Source organism: Pantoea sp. ACRSB, from assembly GCF_022346905.1.
GTDB classification, from domain to species: domain Bacteria; phylum Pseudomonadota; class Gammaproteobacteria; order Enterobacterales; family Enterobacteriaceae; genus Pantoea; species Pantoea piersonii.
This window is the reverse complement of the sequence record NZ_JAKRNL010000002.1, coordinates 16,666-39,942: the sequence shown is the minus strand read 5'-3', so window position 1 is coordinate 39,942 and position 23,277 is coordinate 16,666. Positions and strand designations below refer to the sequence as shown.

Annotated in this window: 21 protein-coding genes; 11 read left to right on the top strand and 10 right to left on the bottom strand. The window is 56.7% G+C overall.

Annotation, left to right across the window (positions count from 1 at the left end):
* Window positions 1-10: 10 nt before the first annotated feature.
* The 5 genes from MHZ89_RS06300 to rnd all read left to right on the top strand — a co-directional run bounded on the left by MHZ89_RS06300 (window position 11) and on the right by rnd (window position 6,419).
* Window positions 11-1,918, top strand: a complete 1,908-nt coding sequence (locus MHZ89_RS06300) for an ATP-dependent DNA helicase (RefSeq protein WP_311782295.1) — start codon at window positions 11-13, stop codon at window positions 1,916-1,918.
* Between the two features lie 53 nt (window positions 1,919-1,971).
* On the top strand, window positions 1,972-2,670 hold the full coding sequence (tsaB, locus tag MHZ89_RS06295; protein WP_311782294.1) for a tRNA (adenosine(37)-N6)-threonylcarbamoyltransferase complex dimerization subunit type 1 TsaB: 699 nt from the start codon (window positions 1,972-1,974) through the stop codon (window positions 2,668-2,670).
* Window positions 2,671-2,729: 59 nt separating this feature from the next.
* Window positions 2,730-3,320 carry a Slp family lipoprotein gene (locus MHZ89_RS06290; RefSeq protein ID WP_311782293.1) on the top strand — a complete coding sequence of 197 codons (591 nt, stop codon included), beginning with the start codon at window positions 2,730-2,732 and terminating at the stop codon, window positions 3,318-3,320.
* A 203-nt stretch (window positions 3,321-3,523) separates the two neighbouring features.
* Window positions 3,524-5,200: a long-chain-fatty-acid--CoA ligase FadD gene (gene fadD / locus MHZ89_RS06285; RefSeq protein WP_311782292.1), complete on the top strand. Its 1,677-nt coding sequence runs from the start codon at window positions 3,524-3,526 to the stop codon at window positions 5,198-5,200.
* A gap of 97 nt (window positions 5,201-5,297) precedes the next feature.
* Window positions 5,298-6,419, top strand: a complete 1,122-nt coding sequence (gene rnd, locus MHZ89_RS06280) for a ribonuclease D (RefSeq protein WP_311782291.1) — start codon at window positions 5,298-5,300, stop codon at window positions 6,417-6,419.
* Between the two features lie 52 nt (window positions 6,420-6,471).
* Here rnd and minE read toward each other — a convergent pair whose 3' ends face one another.
* From minE to minC, 3 genes are read right to left on the bottom strand one after another with little or no spacing between them, the layout of a single operon-like run.
* The gene (minE, locus tag MHZ89_RS06275; RefSeq protein ID WP_033746630.1) at window positions 6,472-6,741 is read right to left on the bottom strand and encodes a cell division topological specificity factor MinE; all 270 of its coding nucleotides are present in this window, start codon (window positions 6,739-6,741) and stop codon (window positions 6,472-6,474) included.
* Between the two features lie 3 nt (window positions 6,742-6,744).
* Complete coding sequence (gene minD, locus MHZ89_RS06270; protein WP_120453937.1) at window positions 6,745-7,557, bottom strand: septum site-determining protein MinD; 813 nt, start codon at window positions 7,555-7,557, stop codon at window positions 6,745-6,747.
* 33 nt (window positions 7,558-7,590) lie between these two features.
* Window positions 7,591-8,295, bottom strand: a complete 705-nt coding sequence (gene minC, locus MHZ89_RS06265; protein WP_311782290.1) for a septum site-determining protein MinC — start codon at window positions 8,293-8,295, stop codon at window positions 7,591-7,593.
* A gap of 154 nt (window positions 8,296-8,449) precedes the next feature.
* Here minC and MHZ89_RS06260 point away from each other — a divergent pair, with 154 nt between their 5' ends.
* The 3 genes from MHZ89_RS06260 to MHZ89_RS06250 all read left to right on the top strand — a co-directional run bounded on the left by MHZ89_RS06260 (window position 8,450) and on the right by MHZ89_RS06250 (window position 10,205).
* Window positions 8,450-8,725: a YcgL domain-containing protein gene (locus tag MHZ89_RS06260; protein ID WP_311782289.1), complete on the top strand. Its 276-nt coding sequence runs from the start codon at window positions 8,450-8,452 to the stop codon at window positions 8,723-8,725.
* A gap of 307 nt (window positions 8,726-9,032) precedes the next feature.
* Window positions 9,033-9,692 carry a fumarylacetoacetate hydrolase family protein gene (locus MHZ89_RS06255; RefSeq protein ID WP_311782288.1) on the top strand — a complete coding sequence of 220 codons (660 nt, stop codon included), beginning with the start codon at window positions 9,033-9,035 and terminating at the stop codon, window positions 9,690-9,692.
* 66 nt (window positions 9,693-9,758) lie between these two features.
* A complete protein-coding gene (locus tag MHZ89_RS06250) occupies window positions 9,759-10,205 on the top strand; it encodes a YcgN family cysteine cluster protein (RefSeq protein WP_120454224.1) in 447 nt (148 codons plus the stop codon).
* Window positions 10,206-10,240: 35 nt separating this feature from the next.
* On the opposite strand, the gene dsbB is transcribed toward MHZ89_RS06250, so the two are convergent.
* Both dsbB and nhaB read right to left on the bottom strand, forming a co-directional pair.
* Window positions 10,241-10,771, bottom strand: coding sequence for a disulfide bond formation protein DsbB (dsbB, locus tag MHZ89_RS06245; RefSeq protein WP_311782287.1), 531 nt, complete (start codon window positions 10,769-10,771; stop codon window positions 10,241-10,243).
* 117 nt (window positions 10,772-10,888) lie between these two features.
* Window positions 10,889-12,418: a sodium/proton antiporter NhaB gene (gene nhaB, locus MHZ89_RS06240; protein ID WP_311782286.1), complete on the bottom strand. Its 1,530-nt coding sequence runs from the start codon at window positions 12,416-12,418 to the stop codon at window positions 10,889-10,891.
* A gap of 205 nt (window positions 12,419-12,623) precedes the next feature.
* Between nhaB and fadR the strand changes: the two genes are divergently transcribed.
* Window positions 12,624-13,343: a fatty acid metabolism transcriptional regulator FadR gene (gene fadR / locus MHZ89_RS06235; protein WP_311782285.1), complete on the top strand. Its 720-nt coding sequence runs from the start codon at window positions 12,624-12,626 to the stop codon at window positions 13,341-13,343.
* A 226-nt stretch (window positions 13,344-13,569) separates the two neighbouring features.
* Here fadR and MHZ89_RS06230 read toward each other — a convergent pair whose 3' ends face one another.
* Window positions 13,570-15,105 (bottom strand): SpoVR family protein, encoded by a 1,536-nt coding sequence (locus MHZ89_RS06230; RefSeq protein WP_311782284.1) that lies wholly within the window; start codon window positions 15,103-15,105, stop codon window positions 13,570-13,572.
* A gap of 507 nt (window positions 15,106-15,612) precedes the next feature.
* On the opposite strand from MHZ89_RS06230, the gene MHZ89_RS06225 reads away from it, so the two are divergent.
* On the top strand, window positions 15,613-16,914 hold the full coding sequence (locus MHZ89_RS06225; RefSeq protein WP_120453952.1) for a D-amino acid dehydrogenase: 1,302 nt from the start codon (window positions 15,613-15,615) through the stop codon (window positions 16,912-16,914).
* Window positions 16,915-16,932: 18 nt separating this feature from the next.
* Window positions 16,933-18,003 (top strand): catabolic alanine racemase DadX, encoded by a 1,071-nt coding sequence (dadX, locus tag MHZ89_RS06220; protein WP_311782283.1) that lies wholly within the window; start codon window positions 16,933-16,935, stop codon window positions 18,001-18,003.
* On the opposite strand, the gene MHZ89_RS06215 is transcribed toward dadX, so the two are convergent.
* The 4 genes from MHZ89_RS06215 to MHZ89_RS06200 all read right to left on the bottom strand — a co-directional run bounded on the left by MHZ89_RS06215 (window position 17,996) and on the right by MHZ89_RS06200 (window position 23,186).
* A complete protein-coding gene (locus MHZ89_RS06215; protein ID WP_311782282.1) occupies window positions 17,996-19,189 on the bottom strand; it encodes a multidrug effflux MFS transporter in 1,194 nt (397 codons plus the stop codon). The genes dadX and MHZ89_RS06215 overlap by 8 nt on opposite strands.
* 113 nt (window positions 19,190-19,302) lie before the next feature.
* Window positions 19,303-20,769, bottom strand: a complete 1,467-nt coding sequence (wbaP, locus tag MHZ89_RS06210; RefSeq protein WP_120453958.1) for an undecaprenyl-phosphate galactose phosphotransferase WbaP — start codon at window positions 20,767-20,769, stop codon at window positions 19,303-19,305.
* A gap of 380 nt (window positions 20,770-21,149) precedes the next feature.
* On the bottom strand, window positions 21,150-21,383 hold the full coding sequence (locus MHZ89_RS06205; protein ID WP_048784520.1) for a DUF1480 family protein: 234 nt from the start codon (window positions 21,381-21,383) through the stop codon (window positions 21,150-21,152).
* Window positions 21,384-21,458: 75 nt separating this feature from the next.
* Complete coding sequence (locus tag MHZ89_RS06200; protein ID WP_311782281.1) at window positions 21,459-23,186, bottom strand: potassium/proton antiporter; 1,728 nt, start codon at window positions 23,184-23,186, stop codon at window positions 21,459-21,461.
* Window positions 23,187-23,277 lie beyond the last annotated feature (91 nt).

Sequence of the window (23,277 nt, the reverse complement as noted above, 5' to 3'; positions counted from 1 at the left end):
GTGAGGAAGTGTGGCGGACGATTTTGCAGTAGAAGGCGCGCTGGCGCAGGCAATTGCCGGCTTTAAGCCGCGCGAGGCGCAGCGTGAAATGGCGCAGGCAGTAGAAGAGGCGGTTAAGGCCGGCGGCGAACTGGTGGTGGAAGCGGGAACGGGAACGGGTAAGACCTACGCTTATCTCGCTCCTGCACTGCGCGCCGGAAAGAAAGTCATTGTATCAACCGGTTCAAAAGCGCTGCAGGATCAGCTTTACGGCCGCGATCTGCCGACCATCGCGAAGGCGCTTAACTTCACCGGTAAAACCGCGCTGCTGAAAGGCCGCTCTAACTATCTCTGTCTTGAACGGCTTGAGCAGCAGTCGATGGCGGGCGGCGATCTCAACGCACAGGCGCTGGGCGATCTGGTGACCCTGCGCGGCTGGTCGTCGCAAACCGTTGATGGCGATATCAGCAGCTGCGGCGGTGTAACCGAAGACAGCCCCATCTGGCCGCTGGTCACCAGCACTAATGATAACTGCCTCGGCAGCGACTGCCCGCTCTATAAAGATTGCTTTGTGGTCAAGGCGCGCAAACGGGCGATGGATGCCGACGTCGTGGTGGTCAATCACCATCTGTTTCTCGCCGATTTGGTGGTGAAAGAGAGCGGTTTCGCGGAGCTGATCCCTGAAGCTGACGTGATGATCTTCGATGAAGCGCACCAGCTCCCCGATATCGCCAGCCAGTATTTTGGCCAGCAGATCTCCAGCCGCCAGCTGCTCGATCTGGCGAAGGACATTATCATCGCCTACCGCACTGAAGTACGCGACGTGCAGCAGCTACAGAAAGCGGCGGATCGCCTCGCGCAGTGCGCGCAGGATTTCCGTCTGACGCTGGGCGAGCCGGGCTATCGCGGCAATCTGCGCGAACTCTTTGCCGACAATAATGTGCAGCGCATGTTTACGCTGCTCGATGACGCGCTTGAGCTATGCTACGACGTGATAAAAATGTCGCTGGGACGCTCGGCGCTGCTGGACGCGGCGTTTGAGCGCGCCGCGCTCTATCGGGGACGGCTCAAGCGGCTACGCGCCGTCAACGAGCCTGGCTACAGCTACTGGTATGAGTGCAGCTCGCGTCATTTTACGCTGGCCTTAACGCCGCTCTCCGTCTCGGAACGGTTCCGTGAGGTGATGGATGCGCGTAAGGCGGCATGGATTTTCACCTCCGCGACGCTGGCGGTGAATGAAGAGATGCATCATTTCGCTGACCGCTTAGGCGTCAGTACGGCGAAGACCCTGATCCTCAACAGCCCATTCGACTATACGCGTCAGGCGCTGCTCTGCGTGCCGCGTAATCTCCCTGAGCCGAACCGGCCCGGCGGCGCGCGCCAGCTGGCGCGCATGATGAAACCGCTGATCGACGCCAATAAAGGGCGCTGTTTCTTTCTCTGTACGTCGCACCTGATGATGCGCGAACTGGCGGCAGAGTTTCGCGCCAGCATGACGCTGCCGGTGCTGGTGCAGGGCGAAACCAGCAAAGGCCAGCTGCTCAGACAGTTTATCGAGGCGGGCAATGCCCTGCTGGTGGCGACCAGCAGCTTCTGGGAAGGGGTCGATGTGCGCGGCGACGCGCTGTCGCTGGTGATTATCGACAAGCTGCCCTTTACCTCACCGGAAGATCCGCTGCTGAAAGCGCGGATGGAGGACTGTCGCCTGCGCGGCGGCGATCCTTTCAGCGACGTTCAGCTGCCGGATGCGGTGATAACCCTGAAACAGGGCGTAGGGCGATTGATCCGCGACACGGACGATCGCGGCGTGCTGGTGATTTGCGATCAGCGGCTGGTGTCGCGTCCCTATGGGGCGCTGTTTCTCAACAGCCTGCCGCCGACGCCGCGCACCCGCGATCTGGCGCGCGCCATCGCTTTCACGCAGCAGGCGAAACAGTAATTTTCCTTTGGCTGTGCTAACATGCGCGCCGTTTTGAATGACCCGAGGTTGTTATGTCTTCCCGAATCCTGGCGCTGGACACTGCGACAGAAGCCTGTTCAGCCGCGCTGCTTAATCAGCAGCAGATCGATGCCCGTTTTGAAATTGCGCCGCGCGACCATACGCAGCGTATTCTGCCGCTGGTCGAAGAGCTGCTGCATGCGCAGCAGCTGGAGCTGACGGCACTCGACGCGCTGGCGTTTGGCCGCGGTCCCGGCAGCTTTACCGGCGTGCGTATCGGCATCGGTATCGCGCAGGGCCTGGCGCTGGGCGCGATGCTGCCGATGATCGGCATTTCGACGCTGGCGACGCTGGCGCAGGGCGCTTATCGTAAGCAGGGCGCAACGCGCGTGCTGGCGGCGATCGACGCACGTATGGGCGAGGTCTACTGGGCCGAGTATCAGCGCGACGCGCAGGGCGTGTGGCAAGGCGAAGCCAGCGAAAGCGTGCTGTCGCCGGAAGCGGCGCTGGCGCGCATGCAGGCGCTGGAGGGTGAATGGTTTACCGCCGGCACTGGCTGGCAGGCCTGGCCGCAGCTGCAGCAGGGTCATGCCTTAACGCTCAGGGAGAGCGGCGTCGAGCTGCCTGCCGCAGAAGATATGCTGCCGCTGGCGCAGCAGGCGTGGCAGCGGGGCGAGACCGTTCAGCCTGAGCACGCTGAACCGACCTATCTGCGCAACGAAGTGGCGTGGAAAAAATTGCCGGGCCGCTGATTGCGGCGCAACTTATTGCGGTCGCTCCAGTCTAACAAACATCTTTTAGGAGAATGCCTATGTCAGTATGTCATAAAGGAATGTCCGGTGTTTTGTTAGCGTGCGCGCTGCTGCTCAGCGGATGCGTAACGGTGCCGGATACGATTAAAGGAAGCTCCGCGCTTCCCCAGCAGGATCTGGTCCGGGTGATGAACGACCCGTCGCTCTATGTCGGGCAGGAATCACGCTTCGGCGGCAAAGTGGTTAAGGTAACCAACCTTAACGGCAAAACCCGGCTGGAGATCGCCACCCAGCCGCTGGACGACAGCGCCCGCCCGCGTTTAGGCGCGGCGTCCGTCGGGCGTATTTATGCCGATATCAATAACTTCGTCGATCCCACCGATGTTAACAATCAGTACGTTACCGTACTGGGCAACATCAAGGGAACCGAGAAGGGGACTATCGGCGCAGCCAACTACAACTTTGTGGTCGTCGATGTACGTGGCTATCAGCGCTGGCATCTGACGCAGCAGATCAACACGCCGCCGCAGCCGATTGATCCCTGGATATGGTATGGCCCGTCACGCCATCACCCTGGCTACTGGGGGCCAAATCCCTACTGGGGAATGAACAGCGGACCCGCTCAGGTAGAAACTATTCTGACAGAATAGGCGTTTAATGTGCTATTCAGGCCCGGCCGCGCCTGCCGCGACCGGGCTTTTTATTACCGTTGAAAACGGCACGAAAATTAGTGATGCGCTTCGCAACCTCAGCAGGCCGAATCGGGCAAACTGGTACAATGAGTTAAAATATTGTTAACTGGCTGGGTGTTGAGGGTGCAATGGAAAAACAATATATAAATCGAGGTGAACCCTTGAACAAGGTCTGGCTGAAACGCTATCCGGCAGATGTGCCCGCCGAAATTAATGCGGATCGTTATACCTCTTTGGTCGATTTAGTTGAACAGGCCACACAGCGCTACGCCGACCAGACTGCCTTTATTAATATGGGGCAGCCTCTTACCTATCGGCAGCTTGAACAAAAGAGCCGGGCTTTCGCCGCCTACCTGCAGTCCAGTCTGGGACTCAAAAAAGGCGACCGCGTCGCCCTGATGATGCCGAACCTGCTGCAGTATCCGGTGGCGCTGTTTGGCGTGCTGCGCGCGGGCATGGTGGTCGTAAACGTTAATCCGCTCTATACGCCGCGCGAACTCAAGCATCAGCTTAACGACAGCGGCGCCAGCGCCATCGTGATCGTCTCGAACTTTGCCCACACGCTGGAAAAAGTAGTGGCAGAAACGGCGGTTAAACACGTTATCCTTACGCGCCTTGGCGACCAGCTCAGGCCGGTAAAAGCCACGCTGGTTAACTTTGTCGTTAAATATATTAAAAAGATGGTGCCCAAATACCATCTGCCGGGCGCGGTGAGCTTTCGCCACGTGCTGCAGCAGGGCGAGTCGATGCCTTATCAACGTCCCGACGTCTCTAATGGCGACCTGGCGTTCCTGCAATATACCGGCGGCACGACCGGCATCGCCAAAGGCGCGATGCTGACCCATCGGAATATGCAGGCCAATCTTGAGCAAACCAAAGCGACCTACGGCAAACTGCTGCGCGACGGCAAAGAGAATGTGGTCACCGCGCTGCCGCTCTATCACATTTTTGCGCTGACCGTGAACTGCCTGCTGTTCCTGGAGCTGGGCGGCCAGAATTTGCTTATCACCAATCCACGCGATATTCCCGGCTTCGTGAAGTCGCTGTCGAAGTTTCCCTTCACGGCGATTACCGGCGTCAACACGCTATTTAACGCGCTGCTGAACGACGCGCAGTTTAATAAGCTCGACTTTTCAACGTTGCGTCTCTCAGCAGGCGGGGGTATGGCGGTGCAGAAGGCAGTAGCGGAGCGCTGGGAAAAGCTCACCGGCCACTATCTGCTGGAAGGATACGGTCTGACTGAGTGTTCGCCGCTGGTCTCGGTCAATCCCTATGACATTACCGAGCATACCGGCAGCATCGGCCTGCCTGTGCCTTCAACCGATGTGCGCGTGGTGGACGATCAGGGCAACGATGTGATTCCTGGCGAGCCAGGCGAGCTGTGGATCCGCGGGCCGCAGGTGATGGCGGGTTACTGGCAGCGGCCGGACGCCACTGAGGAGGTGCTGAAAAATGGCTGGCTCCTCAGCGGCGATATTGTTACCGTTGACCCACAAGGCTTTATCCGCATCGTCGACCGCAAAAAAGATATGATCCTCGTCTCAGGCTTTAACGTCTATCCCAACGAGATTGAAGATGTCTTAATGCAGCATCCCAAAGTGCGGGAAGCGGCGGCGATCGGCGTACCAAGTGATTTGTCGGGCGAAGCGGTAAAGGTCTGCATCGTGAAAAAAGACGCTTCGCTGACCAAAGAGGAGCTTCTTGACCATTGTCGGCGCCAGCTGACAGGCTACAAGGTGCCAAAAATTATCGAGTTCCGCGACGAGCTGCCCAAAAGTAACGTGGGCAAAATCCTGCGGCGCGAACTGCGTGATGAAGCCCGGCCCAGCGCAAGCTGAGACCATAAGATTTCTGGTTGAACGCCGGCGAAGCCCGGCGTTTTTATTGATGATGAGATGGAGCGCCGCGCGCAGTCTGTCGCGGTGAAAACAAGATTTGAATTATTCGCTGATCGACCAAAATGAGCAACTGGCCGCCGTGTGCCAGAAGGCCCGCCAGCATGCGGCTGTCGCGCTGGATACCGAATTTGTCCGCACCCGCACCTTTTATCCTCAACTGGGGCTGATCCAGCTGTTTGATGGCGAACAGCTGGTGCTGATCGATCCATTAACGATCAGTGACTGGACGCCCTTTATCGCTCTGCTGAGCGACACGCAGGTGACAAAATTCTTGCACGCGGGCGGCGAGGATCTTGAGGTATTTCTGCACCGTTTCGGCGTGCTGCCGCAGCCGATGATCGACACGCAGATTCTGGCGGCGTTCAGCGGTCAGCCGCTTTCATGGGGCTTTGCCGCCATGGTGGCGCATTTTACCCAGACGACGCTGGATAAGAGCGAATCGCGCACCGACTGGCTGGCGCGTCCGCTGACTCAGCGTCAGTGCGACTACGCCGCGGCGGATGTGCACTATCTGCTGCCTATCGCGCAGCAGCTGATGACCATGACCGAAGAGGCGGGCAATATGGCCGCGGCGCTCAGCGAGTGCGAACAGCTCTGCCAGCGTCGGCTCGACGTGCTGCAGCCGCAGGAAGCCTGGCGCGAGATCACTAACGCCTGGCAGCTGCGTCCTCGTCAGCTGGCGGCTTTGCAGCTGCTCGCCGCATGGCGTCTCAACGTGGCGCGCGAAAAAGATATGGCGGTGAATTTCGTGGTGCGCGAAGAGAATCTGTGGAAAGTGGCGCGCTTTATGCCTGGCTCAATGGGCGAGCTGGATCACCTCGGCCTGTCGGGCCATGAAATCCGCTTCCACGGCAAAACCTTGCTGGCGCTGGTGGCTGACGCGCAGGCGCTGCCGGAAGAGGCGCTGCCGCCGCCGCTGGGCAATCTGGTGGATCATCCGCACTACAAGAACGTGTTTAAGGCGATAAAAGCGCTGGTGCAGGAAGTGAGTCAGGAAACCGGCTTTAGTCAGGAGCTGCTGGCGTCGCGTCGTCAAATCAACCAGGTATTAAGCCAGTACTGGGGACTTAAGCCGCAAACGCGCGTGCCGGAGTTGCTGGCAGGCTGGCGCGGCGATCTGTTTAAAACCCGCATCGAGGCTATTCTGGCTCAGTTCTGACAGAAAACATTCCCCTGCTCAGAAGCAGGGGAACATCAGGAACTGCACACAATCATTTGGCCGCTTCTTCCGTTTCCGGTAGCGTCACGTTCAGCTCCAGAATAGAAATATCATCGCCTTTCTGGTCAAGTTGAACGGTGACCATATCGGGGTCGATCTTCACGTACTTGCAAATCACTTCCAGAATGTCGCGCTTAAGCTGCGGAAGATAATGGGGCTCACTGTCGCCCCTTCTGCGTTCTGCCACGATAATCTGCAGCCTTTCCTTGGCTATGTTGGCAGTGTTCTTCTTCCGGGATAAAAAGAAATCGAGTAATGCCATGGTTTATCCCCCGAACAGGCGTTTCAGGAAACCCTTCTTCTCTTCTTCAATAAAGCGGAAGGGACGTTCTTCGCCGAGTAACCGATCTACGGTATCAGCATAGGCTTTGCCGGCATCGGAATTCGTGTCGAGGATCACTGGTTCGCCCTGGTTAGAGGCGCGCAGCACCGACTGGTCTTCCGGAATAACGCCAACCAGTGGAATGCGCAGGATCTCAAGCACGTCTTCCATGCTCAGCATATCGCCACGATTAACGCGGCCAGGGTTATAACGGGTCAGCAGCAGGTGCTCTTTAACCGGCTCGAGGCTGTTTTCAGCGCGGCGGGATTTAGAGGCGATAATACCGAGGATGCGGTCGGAGTCGCGCACCGAGGAGACTTCCGGGTTGGTGGTGATAATCGCCTCGTCGGCAAAGTAGAGCGCCATCAGCGCGCCGGTTTCAATCCCCGCCGGGGAGTCGCACACGATAAAGTCAAAATCCATCGCGGCCAGATCGTTCAGCACTTTTTCCACGCCTTCGCGGGTCAGCGCATCTTTGTCGCGGGTCTGGGAAGCGGGCAGAATGTGCAGCATCTCGGTGCGCTTGTCTTTAATCAACGCCTGGTTCAGCGTGGCATCGCCCTGAATGACGTTCACGAAGTCGTAAACCACGCGGCGTTCGCAGCCCATGATCAGGTCGAGGTTACGCAGACCAATATCGAAATCGATAACGACCGTTTTTTTGCCTTTTTGCGCTAAACCGGTGGCGATGGCCGCGCTTGACGTGGTCTTGCCAACGCCCCCTTTACCGGATGTAACTACAATAATGCGTGCCATAAATATTGATTTCCTTAACAGAAGAAAAGGGGCCTAATTAAGTGTCTGGATAGTCAGCGCGCTTTCTGCGAGGCTCAGGCGCGCGGCTTTACCAAAAAATTCCGCCGGGATTTGATCCATGATCCAGTATTCGCCAGCGATGGAGACCAACTCTGCTGCCAGGTTGGTGCAAAAAATCTGGCTGTTGCGATCGCCGCCGGCGCCAGCCAGGGCGCGTCCTCGCATCATGCCGTAAATATGAATATTGCCGTCCGCGACCAGCTCGGCGCCGGCGCTCACGCTGTTAGTGACGATCAGATCGGCATTGCGCGCGTAAATCTGCTGCCCGGAACGCACCGGCGTCGTGATAATACGCGTTTTGCTGGCCATCGGTTCTGCGGGCGCGGCAGGCTGAACCTCTGGTGCAGGCGCTTCGCTGCGCTTGATGCTCTCTTTGCCTTCCGCCAGAACAGGCAGGCCCGCGCGGGCGATCATGCGCTTTAGCGCCTCGTCTTTGCAGCCGCTGACGCCAACGATACGCAATCCGGTCGCGGCAATCGCCTGCTGGAGCTGTTTCCAGTTGACGTTGCCGTTGAGCGCCGCCACATTAAGTACCACCGGCGCGTTTTTTAAAAAGTCCGGCGCCTGATCGATTTTGTCCTGAAGCGCCTTGCGAATCACTTCAGGTTCGGGATGGTGCAGATGAACAACAGACAGGGTAAAACTGCTACCTTTGAATTCGATTGGCGTTTGTGACATCTGTCCCACTCAGTCCTGTTTTCTCGCCCGGCGAACAAACGTCGATAAAATCATCATTTCAGTCCATCCGGTGAATATTCGAAGTTCTGCAAGCATGTTATAGTTACTGTTATTTCCAGGCAAGCCACCATCCAGGTTTATTCGAGTAAAAAATATGTTTTGTGTGATCTACCGAAGCCCGACCCGTGACCAGACTTATCTTTATGTTGAAAAAAAGGACGATTTTTCCCGCGTGCCTGAGGAACTGCTGCGCGGCTTCGGCAAGCCGCAGCTGGCGATGGTGCTGAAGCTGGATGGCCGCGAACGGCTGGCCAACGCAGACATCAATAAAGTTAAACAGGCGCTTAGCGATCAAGGCTATTATTTACAAATGCCGCCGCCGGTAGAAAGTTTGCTGAAAGTTCACCTTGAATCGGCAAAAAAAGATTAATTCAGATTCATCTGTAAATATAATCAGTAGTCCCTGCTTCTTCAGCATAATTATATATAACTATTTCCAGCAAAATAATGGCGCGATTACCGCGCCTTTTACTGTTCATTATTCTTTATTGCCCCCTGGCTGGTGATAAATTCACCGCTCCGGCAGCATATATTCACCCTTTTTTGACAATTTACGCACACTAATCTTTGCTAAAGCATCTTATTATGGCCGTTACGGCGGGCGAAGGATCCGCTGAACCGCAAACATCAACGTGCCGGCGTGGCTGGCATCACATAAACCAGAGCAGGGGATTAGCATGTATCAGCATCGTAACTGGCAGGGCGCCTTGTTGGATTATCCGGTCAACAAAGTGGTCTGCGTCGGCAGCAACTATGCGAAACACATTAAGGAAATGGGCAGCGCTACGCCAACCGAGCCGGTGGTTTTTATTAAGCCGGAAACGGCAATTTGCGATCTGCGCCAGCCGCTCTCTATTCCATCCGCTTTTGGTGAAGTTCACCATGAAGTTGAACTCGCGGTACTGATTGGCGCCACCCTGAAACAGGCGAGCGAAGATCATGTGGCGAAAGCGATCGCCGGTTATGGCGTCGCGCTTGATCTGACGCTGCGCGATTTGCAGGCGACTTTTAAAAAAGCGGGCCAGCCGTGGGAAAAATCCAAGGGCTTCGATAACTCCTGTCCGCTTTCCGGCTTTATTCCTTCAGCGGAGTTTCCGGGCGACCCGCAGGATACCGAGCTGAAGCTGGTGGTGAACGGCGAAGTGCGCCAACACGGCAGAACGTCCGATATGATCCACAAGATCCTGCCGCTGATCGCCCATATGAGCCAGTATTTCACCCTGCGCGCCGGCGACGTGGTGCTGACCGGCACGCCGGAAGGGGTCGGTCCGTTACGTTCCGGCGATACGCTGGAAGTGTCGCTGGCCGGACACGGCATCAGCACGCGCGTGCTGTAATGCTTGCAACGCCGCGCCTGACCCGATATAAGGTGCGGTTTTGTGATTAACCCGGACGCAGCCATCATGAGTGAACTTCCTTTCTGGCAGACTAAACGCCTCGATCAAATGAACGACGACGAGTGGGAATCCTTATGCGATGGTTGCGGCCAGTGCTGCCTTAATAAGCTGCAGGACGCCGACACGGATGAGATTTATTTCACCAACGTCGCCTGTAATCAGCTTAATATCAAAACCTGCCAGTGCCGCAACTATGAGCGCCGCTTCGAGTATGAAGAGGACTGCATCAAGCTGACGCGTGAAAATCTGACGCAGTTTAACTGGCTGCCGCGCACCTGCGCCTATCGTCTGCTGGGCGAGGGTAAAGCGCTGCCAGCATGGCATCCGCTGCTGAGCGGTTCAAAATCTGCGATGCACGCGCAGCGCATTTCGGTGCGTTATATCGCGGTGCGGGAAAGTGAAGTGCGCGACTGGGAAGACCATATTATCGATCGTCCCGACCGCAACGGTTAACAGGAAACAGGCTGCCCAGGCAGCCTGTTCTGTTTTTAGCGGGAGAAGATATCGCGGCGTTTTGGCTTGAGCGGCTGAGCGATCAGCACCACGATCGCCACGATCAGGTAGGCGGCGAAAATCACTATCATCCACTGCGGCATGCTCAGCGTCAGAAAGTCCCAGTTGCGCTCGGCGCAATCTCCACTGGCGACAAACACCGAGGGCAGCCACTTGTCCAGCGGCAGCCAGCCGGGAAAACGCGCGGCAAAATCGCAGGTCGTAAACGGATTGGGATGCAGCTGCAGCATAGTGTGTTCATACGAAAGCCGCAGTCCTTCACAGGCGCTATAGATCCAGATAGCCAGCCCAGCCCAGCGCAGCGGCGATTTAGGCGCGATAGCGCCGACGATGCCCGCGCCCATGACGCCAAACAGCGCGCAGCGTTCATAAATACACATTACGCACGGCTTCAGGTCCATAACATGCTGGAACCATAATGCCACTAGCTCCAGCGCCAGCGCCGTTATCGCCAGCAGTAACCAGGCGGCGCGGCCGCGCGAACATTGATTCAGATATCGCAACATCTTGCTTTCCCTGTAAACGGTAATGCCACGCAGTGTAAACCAAAAGCGCGGCGGTGCCAGCCCGGTATCAAGGTAAAATCGTGCTCAATTCCGACTTAACCTGATCCAGAGCAGAATTTACATCGGTGGCGCGGCAAGCCAGCCCCAGTGCAACAGCGTTGCCGTAAAGGGTACGAGCAACCAGCGGATGCAAAAATAGCCTGTCAGCGACATCACGAGTGTAAAGGGCAGCGCCATCCACACCATACGGCCATAAGAGAGGCGTATCAGCGGCGCCAGCGCGGAGGTGAGCAGAAACAGAAACGCCGCCTGGCCATTTGGCGTCGCGACCGATGGCAGGTTAGTGCCGGTATTGGTGGCGACGGCCAGCAGCTGGTACTGTTGCAGATCGATTGCACCCTGGCTGAAAGCCTGTTTCGCCTCGTTGATAAATACCGATCCGACAAAAACGTTATCTGATATCGACGAGAGAAGTCCATTGAAGATGTAATACCAGCTGAGCTGCGCGTGCGGATCGGACTGGAGGACAAAGGCGATAAGCGGGCTGAAGAGCTGCTGCTCGACTATGACGGCGACGATGGCGAAAAATACCGTCAGCAGAGCGGTAAAGGGCAACGCTTCGGTAAAGGCCTGGCCGATAGTATGCTCATCCGTTACGCCGCACAGCGACGTGGCGAGTACGATCACCGACAGCCCAATCAGGCCGACCTCCGCCAGATGCAGCGCCAGCGCGACGATAAGCCAGCAACCGATAGCCGCCTGAATCCACAGCTTCAGCCGATCCTGGCGCGTACGCTGCGTTGCTGCCTCACGTTCGCTCTGTAGCAGAATGGCTCGCACCTCATCCGGCAGGGTCGCGCCGTAGCCGAACAGGCGAAAGCGCTCTACCAGCAGGCTGGTGAGAATACCGCCTAGCAGCACCGGCACCGTTACCGGCGCCATGCGCAGGAAGAAGCTGACAAAATCCCAGCCTGCGGCATGGGCGATGATCAGGTTTTGCGGCTCGCCCACCATGGTCATGACCCCGCCCAGCGCAGTCCCGACGCCCGCCTGCATCATCAGGCTGCGCAGAAAGGCGCGGAACTGCTCCAGCGTGGCGCGCTGATGATGCTCCTCTGCGGCATAGCCCGGATCGGAAGAGACGCGGTGGTAGATCTGATAAAAGCCGACAGCGACGCTGATCACTACGGCGACCACGGTCAGGGCATCAAGAAATGCAGAGAGAAAGGCAGCCGCCAGACAGAAGGTCAGACTGAGCAGCACTTTTGAACGCAGCGACAGCAGCAGCCGCGTAAACATGAACAGCAGCAACTGCTTCATAAAAAAGATGCCCGCGACCATAAAGATCAGCAGCAGTAGCACTTCCAGATTACCCGCCAGCTGCTGTTTAACCTGTTCGGCACTGGCCATGCCGATGGCGATCGCTTCCAGCGTCAACAGACCGCCGGGCAGCAATGGGTGACATTTCAGCGCCATGCCGAGCGTGAAGATAAACTCGGCAATCAGCAGCCAGCCGGCGAGAAACGGGCTGACCAGGAAGAAGATCAGCGGATTGATAACCAGAAACGCTAGCAGCAGCGCTTTGTACCAGTTGGGCGACTGCCCGAGAAAGTTGCGGTGCAGCGCCTGGCCCCAGGTGATTTCCATGGCAAAAGTCCTGTACGGGATGAAGAGAATGGCCACAGGGTAATAAGCGAAACAGCAGGGCGCAATCTCGTCTTACAGGATTGCGTACGGCTGCCGGTTTTTGCGCCAGCGCGCGCTTTTAATCCTTGTGCGGTCTATAACACGCCCAGGGCGTCTGGTATGATGAGTGCCATATCGACAAAGAAAGCAACGAGAAAACATCGCTATGGTCATTAAGGCGCAGAGCCCTGCGGGATTTGCTGAAGAGTATATTATTGAAAGCATCTGGAACAGCCGCTTTCCTCCTGGATCAATCCTTCCCGCTGAACGTGAGCTTTCTGAACTTATCGGCGTAACCCGCACCACGCTGCGTGAAGTTTTGCAGCGCCTGGCGCGAGACGGCTGGCTGACGATTCAACACGGGAAACCCACCCGCGTGAATGACTTCTGGGAAACGTCCGGGCTGAATATCCTTGAGACGCTGGCGCGACTTGACCATGACAGCGTGCCGGTGCTGATCGATAACCTGCTGTCGGTGCGTACCAATATCGCCTCTATCTTTATCAGCCGCGCACTACGTCATCATCCCGATAAAGCCCGCGCGGTGCTGGAGAGCGTCGCCGGTATCGATGATCAGGCTGATGCCTATACCGAACTCGATTATCGCGTATTCCGCGGTCTGGCTTTTGCTTCCGGCAACCCGATTTACGGACTGATCCTGAATGGCCTGAAAGGGCTCTATACCCGTGTAGGTCGTCACTATTTTTCAAACCCTGAAGCGCGTGAGCTGGCGCGCAATTTCTACTCGCGGCTTGAAGCGCTGTGCGTGAAAGAACCATCGCAGGAGCAAATTGTTGATGCGGTGCGCGAATACGGTCGTCGGAGCGGCGAAATCTGGCACAGTATGCAGAAAAGCATGCCGGATGACCTGGGCAGCAAACGTTAAAAACAGAAAACCGGACGCCGTCCGGTTTTTTATAGCGGTAAAACAGGCGCTGTCGCGGGTAGCCTCAACAGATCGCAAAGTCGCTCAAGGCATCCCTGCACGCTCGGCCCGCGGCATCCCTGCCGCGGGACGCTTTGCTCTTCTGTTGAGGCTACCCACTCCGTTAGCATGAATGCGGCCTGAAAAAAAAACCGGACAGCGTCCGGTTTTTCCTCCTGCGAAGACCTTAAAGCGCGTTGCCGCGCGTCGGACAGCGATCCAGCAGCTCAACGCTGCCATCCTCGTTCTGCTGTTCAAGGATCACATCAAACCCCCACAGCCGGTGCACATGCTTCATTACTTCACGACGGCTCTTGTCGAGCGGCGTGCGGCTTTGCGGCACGTAACGCAGCGTCAACGAGCGGTCGCCGCGCAGGTCAACGTTATAGACCTGAATATTCGGCTCCAGATTGCTCAGGTTGTACTGCGCGGAAAGCTGCTGGCGAATCGCGCGATAGCCTGCCTCATCGTGAATGGCGGCGATCTCCAGATAGTTATTGCGATCGTCATCCAGCACAGTAAAGAGGCGGAAATCACGCATCACCTTCGGCGACAGGAACTGGCTGATAAAGCTCTCGTCTTTGAATTCGCGCATAGCGAAATGCAGGGTTTCCAGCCAGTCGGAACCGGCGATATCCGGGAACCAGTAGCGATCTTCTTCCGTCGGCGACTGGCAGATGCGCTTGATATCCTGGAACATCGCGAAGCCCAGCGCGTAAGGATTGATGCCGTTATACCAGGGGCTGTTATAGGGCGGCTGAAACACCACGTTGGTGTGGCTGTGCAGGAACTCAATCATAAAGCGCTCCGACACTTTGCCCTCATCGTAAAGATGATTGAGGATAGTGTAGTGCCAGAAGGTCGCCCAGCCTTCGTTCATTACCTGCGTCTGTTTTTGCGGATAGAAATACTGGCTCACCTTACGCACAATGCGCAGGATCTCGCGCTGCCACGGCTCAAGCAGCGGCGCGTTCTTCTCCATAAAATAGAGCAGGTTTTCCTGCGGCTCCGACGGGTAGCGCGCCGCCTCGACGTGTACCGCTTCTTTCTCGCGGCGCGGCAGCGTGCGCCACAGGGTATTCACCTGGCTTTGCAGATACTCTTCACGACTCTTCTGTCGCGCTTTCTCCTCCTGCAAGGAGATTTTCTGCGGTCGCTTATAGCGATCGACGCCGTAATTCATCAGCGCATGGCAGGAGTCCAGCAGACGCTCGACCTCTTCAACACCGAAGCGCTCTTCGCAGTCGGAGATATATTTTTTCGCAAACAGCAGGTAATCGACGATAGAGCTGGCGTCAGTCCAGCTGCGGAACAGATAGTTATTCTTGAAAAAAGAGTTGTGGCCGTAGCAGGCATGCGCCATCACCAGCGCCTGCATGGTCATGGTGTTCTCTTCCATCAGATAGGCGATGCAGGGATTGGAGTTAATAACAATCTCATACGCCAGCCCTTGCTGTCCGTGTTTGTAGCGCTGCTCGGTTTCAATAAACTTTTTACCGAACGACCAGTGAGCGTAATTAATGGGCATACCCACGCTGGAGTAGGCGTCCATCATCTGCTCAGAGGTAATCACTTCAATCTGGTGGGGATAGGTATCGAGTCGGTAGAGTTTGGCTACGCGGTCAATTTCCGCAAGGTAGACATCGAGCAAATCAAATGTCCAGTCCGGTCCATCGCTGAGTCGTTTGCTGTCCTTAATCGGATCGTCAAAGATTGTCGTCATAGCGCACCTCTGTTTTGCAAACAGGCTTGCCCGATGCGAGCAGCCGGTTCCGGTAATTTCAAGGCTCGTCCCTAAGAAAGAGAACCCCAAAAACGGAGTGAACACTTCAATGATAGCCCACTGTTACCTATCTGAAAGCGGAACTCAATCGAATTATTCGGCAGAAAATCATCTGAAAATATGCGGAAAAGCATTTGATGAGCTGATGTCATCCTGAATGGCGTAAAGTCGGGATAAAATGCTGTTTATAAGTGGATTGTATGGCGTCAACTTATTCTCCTGAAATAAGTGAATATTGCCGGGTACGCTATTATTAACTGCTAAGAACGGTTAAAAAAAGGCATAAGTTACTGATTTTGACCCAACCATAAGATTTTAGTGTTCGAAAAAGTAAAAAGCATGTGAAATAAGTTAATGAGGTAAGGGCTTCTGTCGGTCGTTGGTAATGTGCTGATATTGCCCTGTAGTCTAGTGAATTATGCTTTTGAATTTGCCGGTGGGGGCGATATGCACGTAGTGATTTTAGGTAGTGGTGTGGTTGGCGTGGCGAGCGCCTGGTATCTGGCGCGCGCAGGGCATCAGGTGACGGTGCTGGATCGCCAGCCCGATGCCGCGCTGGAGACCAGCGCAGGCAATGCGGGGCAGATCTCGCCCGGCTATGCGGCGCCCTGGGCCGCGCCGGGCGTGCCGCTAAAGGCGGTTAAATGGATGTTCCAGCGCCACGCGCCGCTGGCGATCCGTCTGGACGGCAGCAGTTTCCAGCTGCAATGGATGTGGAACATGCTGCGCAACTGCGATATGCAGCACTATCAGCAGAACAAAAGCCGGATGGTACGTATCGCCGAATACAGCCGCGACTGTCTGAAGGCGCTGCGCGAAGAGACCGGCATCGCCTATGAAGGACGTCAGGGCGGTACGCTGCAGCTGTTCCGCACGCAGCAGCAGTTCGACAGCGCCAGCAAAGATATCGAGGTGCTGCGCGAGGCGGGCGTGCCTTACGAACTGCTCCATGCGCATGAGCTGGCGCGCGTAGAGCCGGCGCTGGCGACCACGCAGCATAAGCTCACCGGCGGCTTGCGCCTGCCCAATGATGAAACCGGCGACTGCCAGCTCTTTACCCAAAAGCTGGCGAAAATGGCGCAGGAGGCGGGCGTTGTGTTCCGCTTTAATACGCCTGTGGATCAGCTGCTGCGTGAAGGCAACCGCATCTACGGCGTTAAGTGCGGCGATGAGATCGTTAAAGGCGACAGCTATGTGGTGGCCTTTGGTTCTTACTCCACCGCGCTGCTGAAGCATATTCTTGATATCCCGGTTTATCCCCTTAAAGGCTACTCCCTGACGATTCCGGTAAAAAACCCGGAGGCCGCGCCGGTTTCTACTATCCTGGATGAAACCTATAAGGTGGCGGTCACCCGCTTTGACAACCGTATTCGCGTCGGGGGCATGGCGGAAATCGTTGGTTTTAACAACAAACTCTTGCCTGCGCGTCGGGAAACGCTGGAGATGGTGGTCCGGGATCTTTATCCTGAGGGCGGTCATATTGAACAGGCCAGCTTCTGGAGCGGTCTGCGTCCTATGACGCCAGACGGAACGCCAATCGTTGGCCCAACGCCGCTCAGCAATCTCTACCTGAATACCGGACACGGCACGCTTGGCTGGACAATGGCCTGCGGTTCCGGTCAGCTGCTGGCCGATGTGATCAGCGGTAAAACCCCGGCGATCGCCGCCGACGATCTGTCGGTGTTCCGCTATCTGCCTGGTTTTACACCGTCATCTTCACCATTACGCAACGCGAACGCCACGCGTTAACATTCAGGGAGAGGGAGTATGTCACGTCCAGTTTTCGCCACCATAGATCAGCAGGCGCTGCGCCATAATCTGGCGGTTGTGCGCCAGGCGGCGCCCGGCGCGCGCATCTGGTCGGTAGTGAAGGCCAATGCTTACGGCCATGGCCTGGCCCGCGTATGGGAGAGCCTGGCGCAGACCGATGGCTTTGCGCTGCTGAATATGGAAGAGGCGATACTGCTGCGCGACAGCGGCTGGCGCAAACCGATCCTGCTGCTGGAGGGCTTTTTCCATGCTGAGGATCTGGAGCTGATCGATCGCTATCGCCTGACGACCAGCGTGCACAGCAACTGGCAGATCAAGGCGCTGGCAGAGGCGCAGCTCTCTGCGCCGGTAGACATCTATCTCAAGGTCAACAGCGGCATGAATCGCCTCGGCTTCCGGCCCGAGCAGGTGCATGCCGCTTATAAAAAGCTGCGCGCGTTGCCAGGCGTAGGCGATATCACGCTGATGGCACATTTTGCCGATGCGGAAAACCCGGAAGGGCTGATCGCGCCGCTGCAGCGTATCGAACGCGCCGCCGAAGGGCTGGATATCCCTCGTTCGCTTTCCAATTCCGCCTGCACCCTGTGGCATCCGGAAGCGCACTACGACTGGGTGCGCCCCGGCATTATTCTCTATGGCGCATCGCCCAGCGGCGACTGGCAGGATATCGCCAGCACCGGCCTGAAACCGGTCATGACGCTGAATAGCGAAATTATCGGTCTCCAGCAGCTGAGCCGTGGGGATGGCGTCGGTTACGGCTATCGCTATCATGCGCAGCAGGAGCAGCGTATCGGCGTGGTCGCCTGCGGCTATGCCGACGGCTATCCGCGCCATGCGCCCAACGGCACGCCGGTATCCGTCGATGGCGTGATGACGCAGGTGATTGGCGCGGTATCGATGGATATGATCACCGTCGATTTAACGCCTTGCCCTCAGGCAGGCATCGGTTCGAAGGTCGAACTGTGGGGCGAACAGGTGAAGATCGATCAGGTGGCGAAAGCGGCCGGCACGGTAGGCTATGAGCTGATGTGTGCCCTTGCGCCCCGCGTGCCGGTTAAGGTTATTTAAGCGCGGTCAGCGAACCGCGCATCTTCTTGCTGCAGCGCCAGGCGATTAACGCCAGCGCTGCGCCCGCCAGCATCATCAGCGCCAGCGCGCTCTTTTCCGCTACGGGCAGCATTACAATCAAAAGGCTGCCCGCCGCGCCGCCCGCCATCTGAATAAAACCCTGCAATGCCGCCGCCACGCCAGCCTGCTGCTGGTAAGGCTCCAGCGCATAGCTGGTGGCTGGGCCGACGGTAAACGCCAGCCCTGCGACCGAAATAGCGACCGGTAGCATATAGAGCGCCCAGTGAGTCTGCACGCTTTCCGGCAGCAGATGCATGCCAGCAAACAGCAGCAGCGCGCCCGCCAGCATCGTCACGAAGCCCATCGCCAGACAGAACGGCCGTCCCGCTTTGCGGATGGTTTTATTGACGAAGGCGCTTACCAGCATGATCCAGAATCCATTCGCGCCAAAGGCGAACGAGAACTGAATCGGCGACAGGCCGCCTTCCGTCATCAGCACGTGCGGTGCCAGCGAAACATAGGTCAGCACCATGCCGAGCGCGCCAGCATTCGCGAAGGCGAAAGCGAGAAAGCGCGGCTGGCGCAGGATAGCGCCATACTGCGCCAGCGGCAGCCCTTTGACCCGCAGCGTATTGGCAGGCCGCGTTTCCGGCAGCCAGAGCAGCACGATAAGCGCGATAAGCAGGCCGTAAGCGCACAGGAACCAGAAGGGCGCGCGCCAGCCGAAGGCGCTGGCAAGCAGGCCGCCCAGCAGCGGTGCCAGCGCGGGCACAATATTCAGCGCGCCGTTGAGGAAGCCGTAAGCGCGCGCCGCTTCGTCGCCGCTCAGGCGATCGCGCACGCCGCTAAAAGCCACGACGGCACTGCAGCACACCGCGCAGCCCTGAATCAGCCGCGCAGAGAGAAACATCGGCCAGTTGCTGGCGGTCGCCGCAACGATGCTGCCCGCCACATAGAGCGCCAGGCCCGCCAGGGCAATGGGTTTGCGCCCGTAATTATCGACCAGCGGACCGGTAACCAGCTGCCCTAAGCCCATCACCAGCAGAAAGATCGGAATGGTGGTCTGAACCAGGCTCACCGGCGTATTCAGGCCGATCGCGATATCGGGCAGGGTAGGGAGATAGAGATCGATGCCCAGCGGCGCCAGCAGCACCAGGCTCAACAGCATCAGGGTAAATTTTTGCATAAAAGCCAGAAGGTAAACGTCCTGTTAAAACAAGCGGGAAGGGTAATGAGTTGGGGGCGAAAAGAAAAGCGAAAAATGCGATGCCCGCCGTAAAGCGGGCATCCAGACGAGCCTTAGTACGCGCCGTCGCGGCGCAGCACCACGCCCGCGGTTTTGAACAGAATAGCGATATCGGTCCAGAGCGCCCAGTTCTTCACATACCAGGAGTCGAAGTAGACGCGCGTATCGTAGTCGATATCGTTACGTCCGCTGACCTGCCACAGGCCGGTCATGCCCGGTTTCGCCATCAGGTAGTAATCGACGTCACCTGCATAACGCTCCAGCTCTGCCTCAATAACCGGACGCGGCCCGACAAGGCTCATTTCGCCACGGATAACGTTCCACAGCTGCGGCAGCTCATCGAGACTGGTTTTGCGCAGGAAGCCGCCGATTTTGGTAATGCGCGGATCCTTTTTCAGCTTAAAGTCTTTGTCCCATTCGGCGCGCGCCTCTGCGCTGGTGGCCAGCAGCTGCTCCAGCACCTCTTTCGAGTTGGTCACCATAGAACGAAATTTCAGGCATTTAAACTTCACGCCGTTCTGACCGATACGCTCGTGACCGTAGATAGCGTTGCCGCCGTCACGTTTCACCATATAGCAGAGCAGACCGAAGACGGGCGCCAGAAACAGCAGCAGCAGCGAGGCGACCACAATGTCGAAACAGCGCTTCAGGAAGCGAGAAGAGCGCTTGGCGAGGCTGTTGCTGACGCGCAGGATCATCACTTCATGGCTGAAGATAAACGACATGTCGGTGCCGTAGAGCGGTACGCCGCGCAGGGTAGGGATCACGGAAATCGATCGGCAGTTCATCTTCGACAGGAACTTCAGCCAGGTATCGCGCACGACCTGCTGCTCAAATTCAGTGGCAACGATAAACTGCACGTTGTCGCGGTCAATGGTCTGCCAGTTAATATCCTGCTGTTTGATAACTGGCACGCCGTTAACAGACGGCGGCGTATTTTCTTCGTCGGTGCTGATAAACGCCTGCACGTTATAGCCGAGGATCTCTTCGCTCTGCAGTGCAGCGTAGGCTTCCATGGCGTTTTTACCCGAACCGATGATGATGGTCTCTTTCTGCCACTGGCCAGCGCGGTTAATGGCGCGCTTGACGCCTGCACGCATCAGCGGCAGGAGCAGCAACGCGTAAGTCCAGCTGAACAGCCACACCATGCGTGAGAAATCCCACTTGGAGAAGGCGATCAGCGCCAGATCCAGCAGCGAAAAGACGAACAGCGTTTTAACCACTTCCTTCAGTTCAAACCAGAAAGGTTTGCGATAGGTATAGTGACGCATGCGCATCCAGAAATAAGCGGTGCATAAAACAGAAAGCGCAAACTGCGCAATAAAACGATATTCAATTTGATGGGGCGGAATAAACCCATCCAGATCGCCCCAGATCCCCTGAATAGTCGCCGCGGATAAAAACAGCGAAAGATTAAGGGCAATCAGATCGGAAAAGCTTAACGCAAGCTTTGCGATGATATTTTTTCGCGTTCCGCTCCATGAGCGGCTCGCATCATTCATTACCAGTGTACTTGCCATAACACCTGCTCTCTTTTTTCTTAAGTAAAAGATGGCCTGACCAGAATCAAGTACGCGCTCAGGAGTGGACAACTGAAAAAGCAGAACAATCGTTTTCAGTTCATTACAGTCGTTAGAGCCATACAGGCTGCAGTGAAAAGATAATTGGATTACGTGATTGTTATCACGAAAAGCTGCAGCAGCGATAAAGAGTATGCAGGAGATATTTGACAGAGTTAATACGGAACAAATCCGAAAAAACTATTTTTGCCTAAAGTTTTGTATGGGTAACAGGTTGAAAAGTATGATTAAAATGTCGTGAGAGCTGAAAATAACCAAATATTTCAGACCGCTTTTTCGGAATTACCGCCAGGAATGATCGCTGGCGGCGAAAAGTTAACTCAGGCAGGTTTTTTTAATACCCACTGGTCTTGCTGTTTATCATAATGCCCTATTTGCAGATCCACCGGTTCGCCATCAATCCATGCGGGTACGCTGGTATCGTGGTCCCAGCCGTCGAGCTGATAACTCAGGTCGGGATTGGTTTGACAGGGGATGCTGACGGTCTGCAGATTATCGCTGTCGAGTTCGGCATCAATTATCTCATAACGACCAATTTTAACGACGTGTCCCATAACTTTCTCCCGTTCGCTGGGCCAAATAATGAGCATAGCCGTTTCCGCTGGAATATCGAGCCGTAGCGTCTCGGATTATTCTCGCTCTTCAGCGACGCGTACGCCGATTTTAACGATGCGGTTATCTTCTTTTTCCGCCACCGTCCAGGTAAGGTGGTTCCACTCCACATGGTCGCCAACCACCGGCGTTCCGCCGAGCAGGCTCATTATCAGCTGGCCGAGCGACTGCTGATCGTTGGTGTCTTCTCCCAGCTCCAGCCCGTAAATCTGCGCGACATCGCGCAGGCGCGCTTCAGCATCAAGAATAAAGTCGCCGAAGAAGCGCTGATCCAGCGAGACAGGCGGCGACTGGCTGAACATTTTACCCAGCGCGGGGAGGTCGCGTTCGCGGCCGATAACACAGATAACATCGCCCTCTTTCAGGCGCGTGTTGCTGTTAGGGTGCATCAGCGCATTATCGCGGAACAGCGCGGCGATACGGGTTTCGCGCGGCATCTGTAAATCGCGCAGCGCCGCGCCGACGCACCATTTGTCGGCGCTGAGCTGATAGACGAACTGCTCCCAGGGATTTTCCGGATGGATATCTAGCCCGACGCGGCTGATGGGGGACGCCGTTGGTGGCACCACCACGCGCGCCTTTTTCGCCGCAAAGCCAAGCGACGTGCCTTGCAGCATCAGCGACACCAGCACCACAAAGAAGGCAATATTAAAGTAGAGCGAAGCGTTTTCCAGGCCAGCCATCATAGGAAAGACCGCGAGGATAATCGGTACCGCGCCGCGCAGGCCGACCCAGCTAATAAAAATACGCTCACGTCCGGTAAAGCCGCGGAACGGCAGCAGGCCCACCAGAATCGACAGGGGGCGCGCCACCAGGATCAGCCACAGCGACAGGATCATCGCCGGTACCGCGATGTGCCACAAATCAGAAGGCGTCACCAGCAGGCCAAGCACGATAAACATGCCAATCTGACTGAGCCAGGCCATACCGTCGAAGGTCTGCAAAATTCCGTGGCGGTTACGAATCGGTCTGTTGCCGAGCAGGAAGCCGCAGAGATAAACCGCCAGAATGCCGCTGCCTTCCAGCATTGTGGTCAGGGCGAACACCAGAATGCCGCCGCTCAGCGCCAGCAGAGGATAGAGTCCAGGTGCCAGGCTAATACGGTTAATAAGCTGCTGCAGCGCCCAGCCGCCACCCAGCCCCAGCACGATGCCCAGACCGAACTGCTGCACCAGATGCACCAGAAACATCCAGTCGAGTCCGGTTTCCCCTTTCTGGATCATCTCAATCAGGGTAATGGTCAGGAACACTGCCATAGGATCGTTACTGCCCGATTCAATCTCCAGCGTAGAGCTGACGCGTTCGTTCAGGCCTTTGTCACCCAGCAGCGAGAAAACGGCAGCCGCGTCGGTAGAACCGATGATCGCGCCAATAAGAAAACCCTGCATCAAATCGAGACGGAACAGCCAGGCAGCGGCCAGGCCAGTCAGGCCAGCGGTAATCATGACGCCGACCGTGGCCAGCGAGAGCGCCGGGCCAAGGGCAACCTTAAAGGAGCTGGCTTTGGTGCGCATACCGCCGTCAAGCAGGATCACGGCCAGCGCCAGGTTAGAAATCAGATAGGCGGCGGGGTAGTTGTCAAAGGCGATGCCGCCGATGCCGTCGACGCCCGTCAGCATGCCTAAAGCCAGAAAGATTACCAGGATCGGAATACCGAGCCGCGAAGAGAAAGAACTGAGTAAGATGCTCGACGCAACCAGCACAGAACCGATGATAAAAAGGCTATAGACAATGTTGTGGTTCAATGTGCTCTCCTGCGGTTACGACAATCATAAGAAGGCTGGCGCGGGGAATGGCCGGGCATCTGAAAAAGAATATCTATAATCAGTAAGTTGT

Coding starts and splice junctions, on each gene's coding strand:
- tsaB (WP_311782294.1), top strand. CDS start 1,972: ATGTCTTCCCGAATCCTGGCGCTGGACACTGCGACAGAAGCCTGTTCA.
- MHZ89_RS06290 (WP_311782293.1), top strand. CDS start 2,730: ATGTCAGTATGTCATAAAGGAATGTCCGGTGTTTTGTTAGCGTGCGCG.
- minE (WP_033746630.1), bottom strand. CDS start 6,741: ATGGCATTACTCGATTTCTTTTTATCCCGGAAGAAGAACACTGCCAAC.
- minD (WP_120453937.1), bottom strand. CDS start 7,557: ATGGCACGCATTATTGTAGTTACATCCGGTAAAGGGGGCGTTGGCAAG.
- minC (WP_311782290.1), bottom strand. CDS start 8,295: ATGTCACAAACGCCAATCGAATTCAAAGGTAGCAGTTTTACCCTGTCT.
- MHZ89_RS06260 (WP_311782289.1), top strand. CDS start 8,450: ATGTTTTGTGTGATCTACCGAAGCCCGACCCGTGACCAGACTTATCTT.
- MHZ89_RS06255 (WP_311782288.1), top strand. CDS start 9,033: ATGTATCAGCATCGTAACTGGCAGGGCGCCTTGTTGGATTATCCGGTC.
- MHZ89_RS06250 (WP_120454224.1), top strand. CDS start 9,759: ATGAGTGAACTTCCTTTCTGGCAGACTAAACGCCTCGATCAAATGAAC.
- dsbB (WP_311782287.1), bottom strand. CDS start 10,771: ATGTTGCGATATCTGAATCAATGTTCGCGCGGCCGCGCCGCCTGGTTA.
- nhaB (WP_311782286.1), bottom strand. CDS start 12,418: ATGGAAATCACCTGGGGCCAGGCGCTGCACCGCAACTTTCTCGGGCAG.
- fadR (WP_311782285.1), top strand. CDS start 12,624: ATGGTCATTAAGGCGCAGAGCCCTGCGGGATTTGCTGAAGAGTATATT.
- MHZ89_RS06230 (WP_311782284.1), bottom strand. CDS start 15,105: ATGACGACAATCTTTGACGATCCGATTAAGGACAGCAAACGACTCAGC.
- MHZ89_RS06225 (WP_120453952.1), top strand. CDS start 15,613: ATGCACGTAGTGATTTTAGGTAGTGGTGTGGTTGGCGTGGCGAGCGCC.
- dadX (WP_311782283.1), top strand. CDS start 16,933: ATGTCACGTCCAGTTTTCGCCACCATAGATCAGCAGGCGCTGCGCCAT.
- MHZ89_RS06215 (WP_311782282.1), bottom strand. CDS start 19,189: ATGCAAAAATTTACCCTGATGCTGTTGAGCCTGGTGCTGCTGGCGCCG.
- wbaP (WP_120453958.1), bottom strand. CDS start 20,769: ATGGCAAGTACACTGGTAATGAATGATGCGAGCCGCTCATGGAGCGGA.
- MHZ89_RS06205 (WP_048784520.1), bottom strand. CDS start 21,383: ATGGGACACGTCGTTAAAATTGGTCGTTATGAGATAATTGATGCCGAA.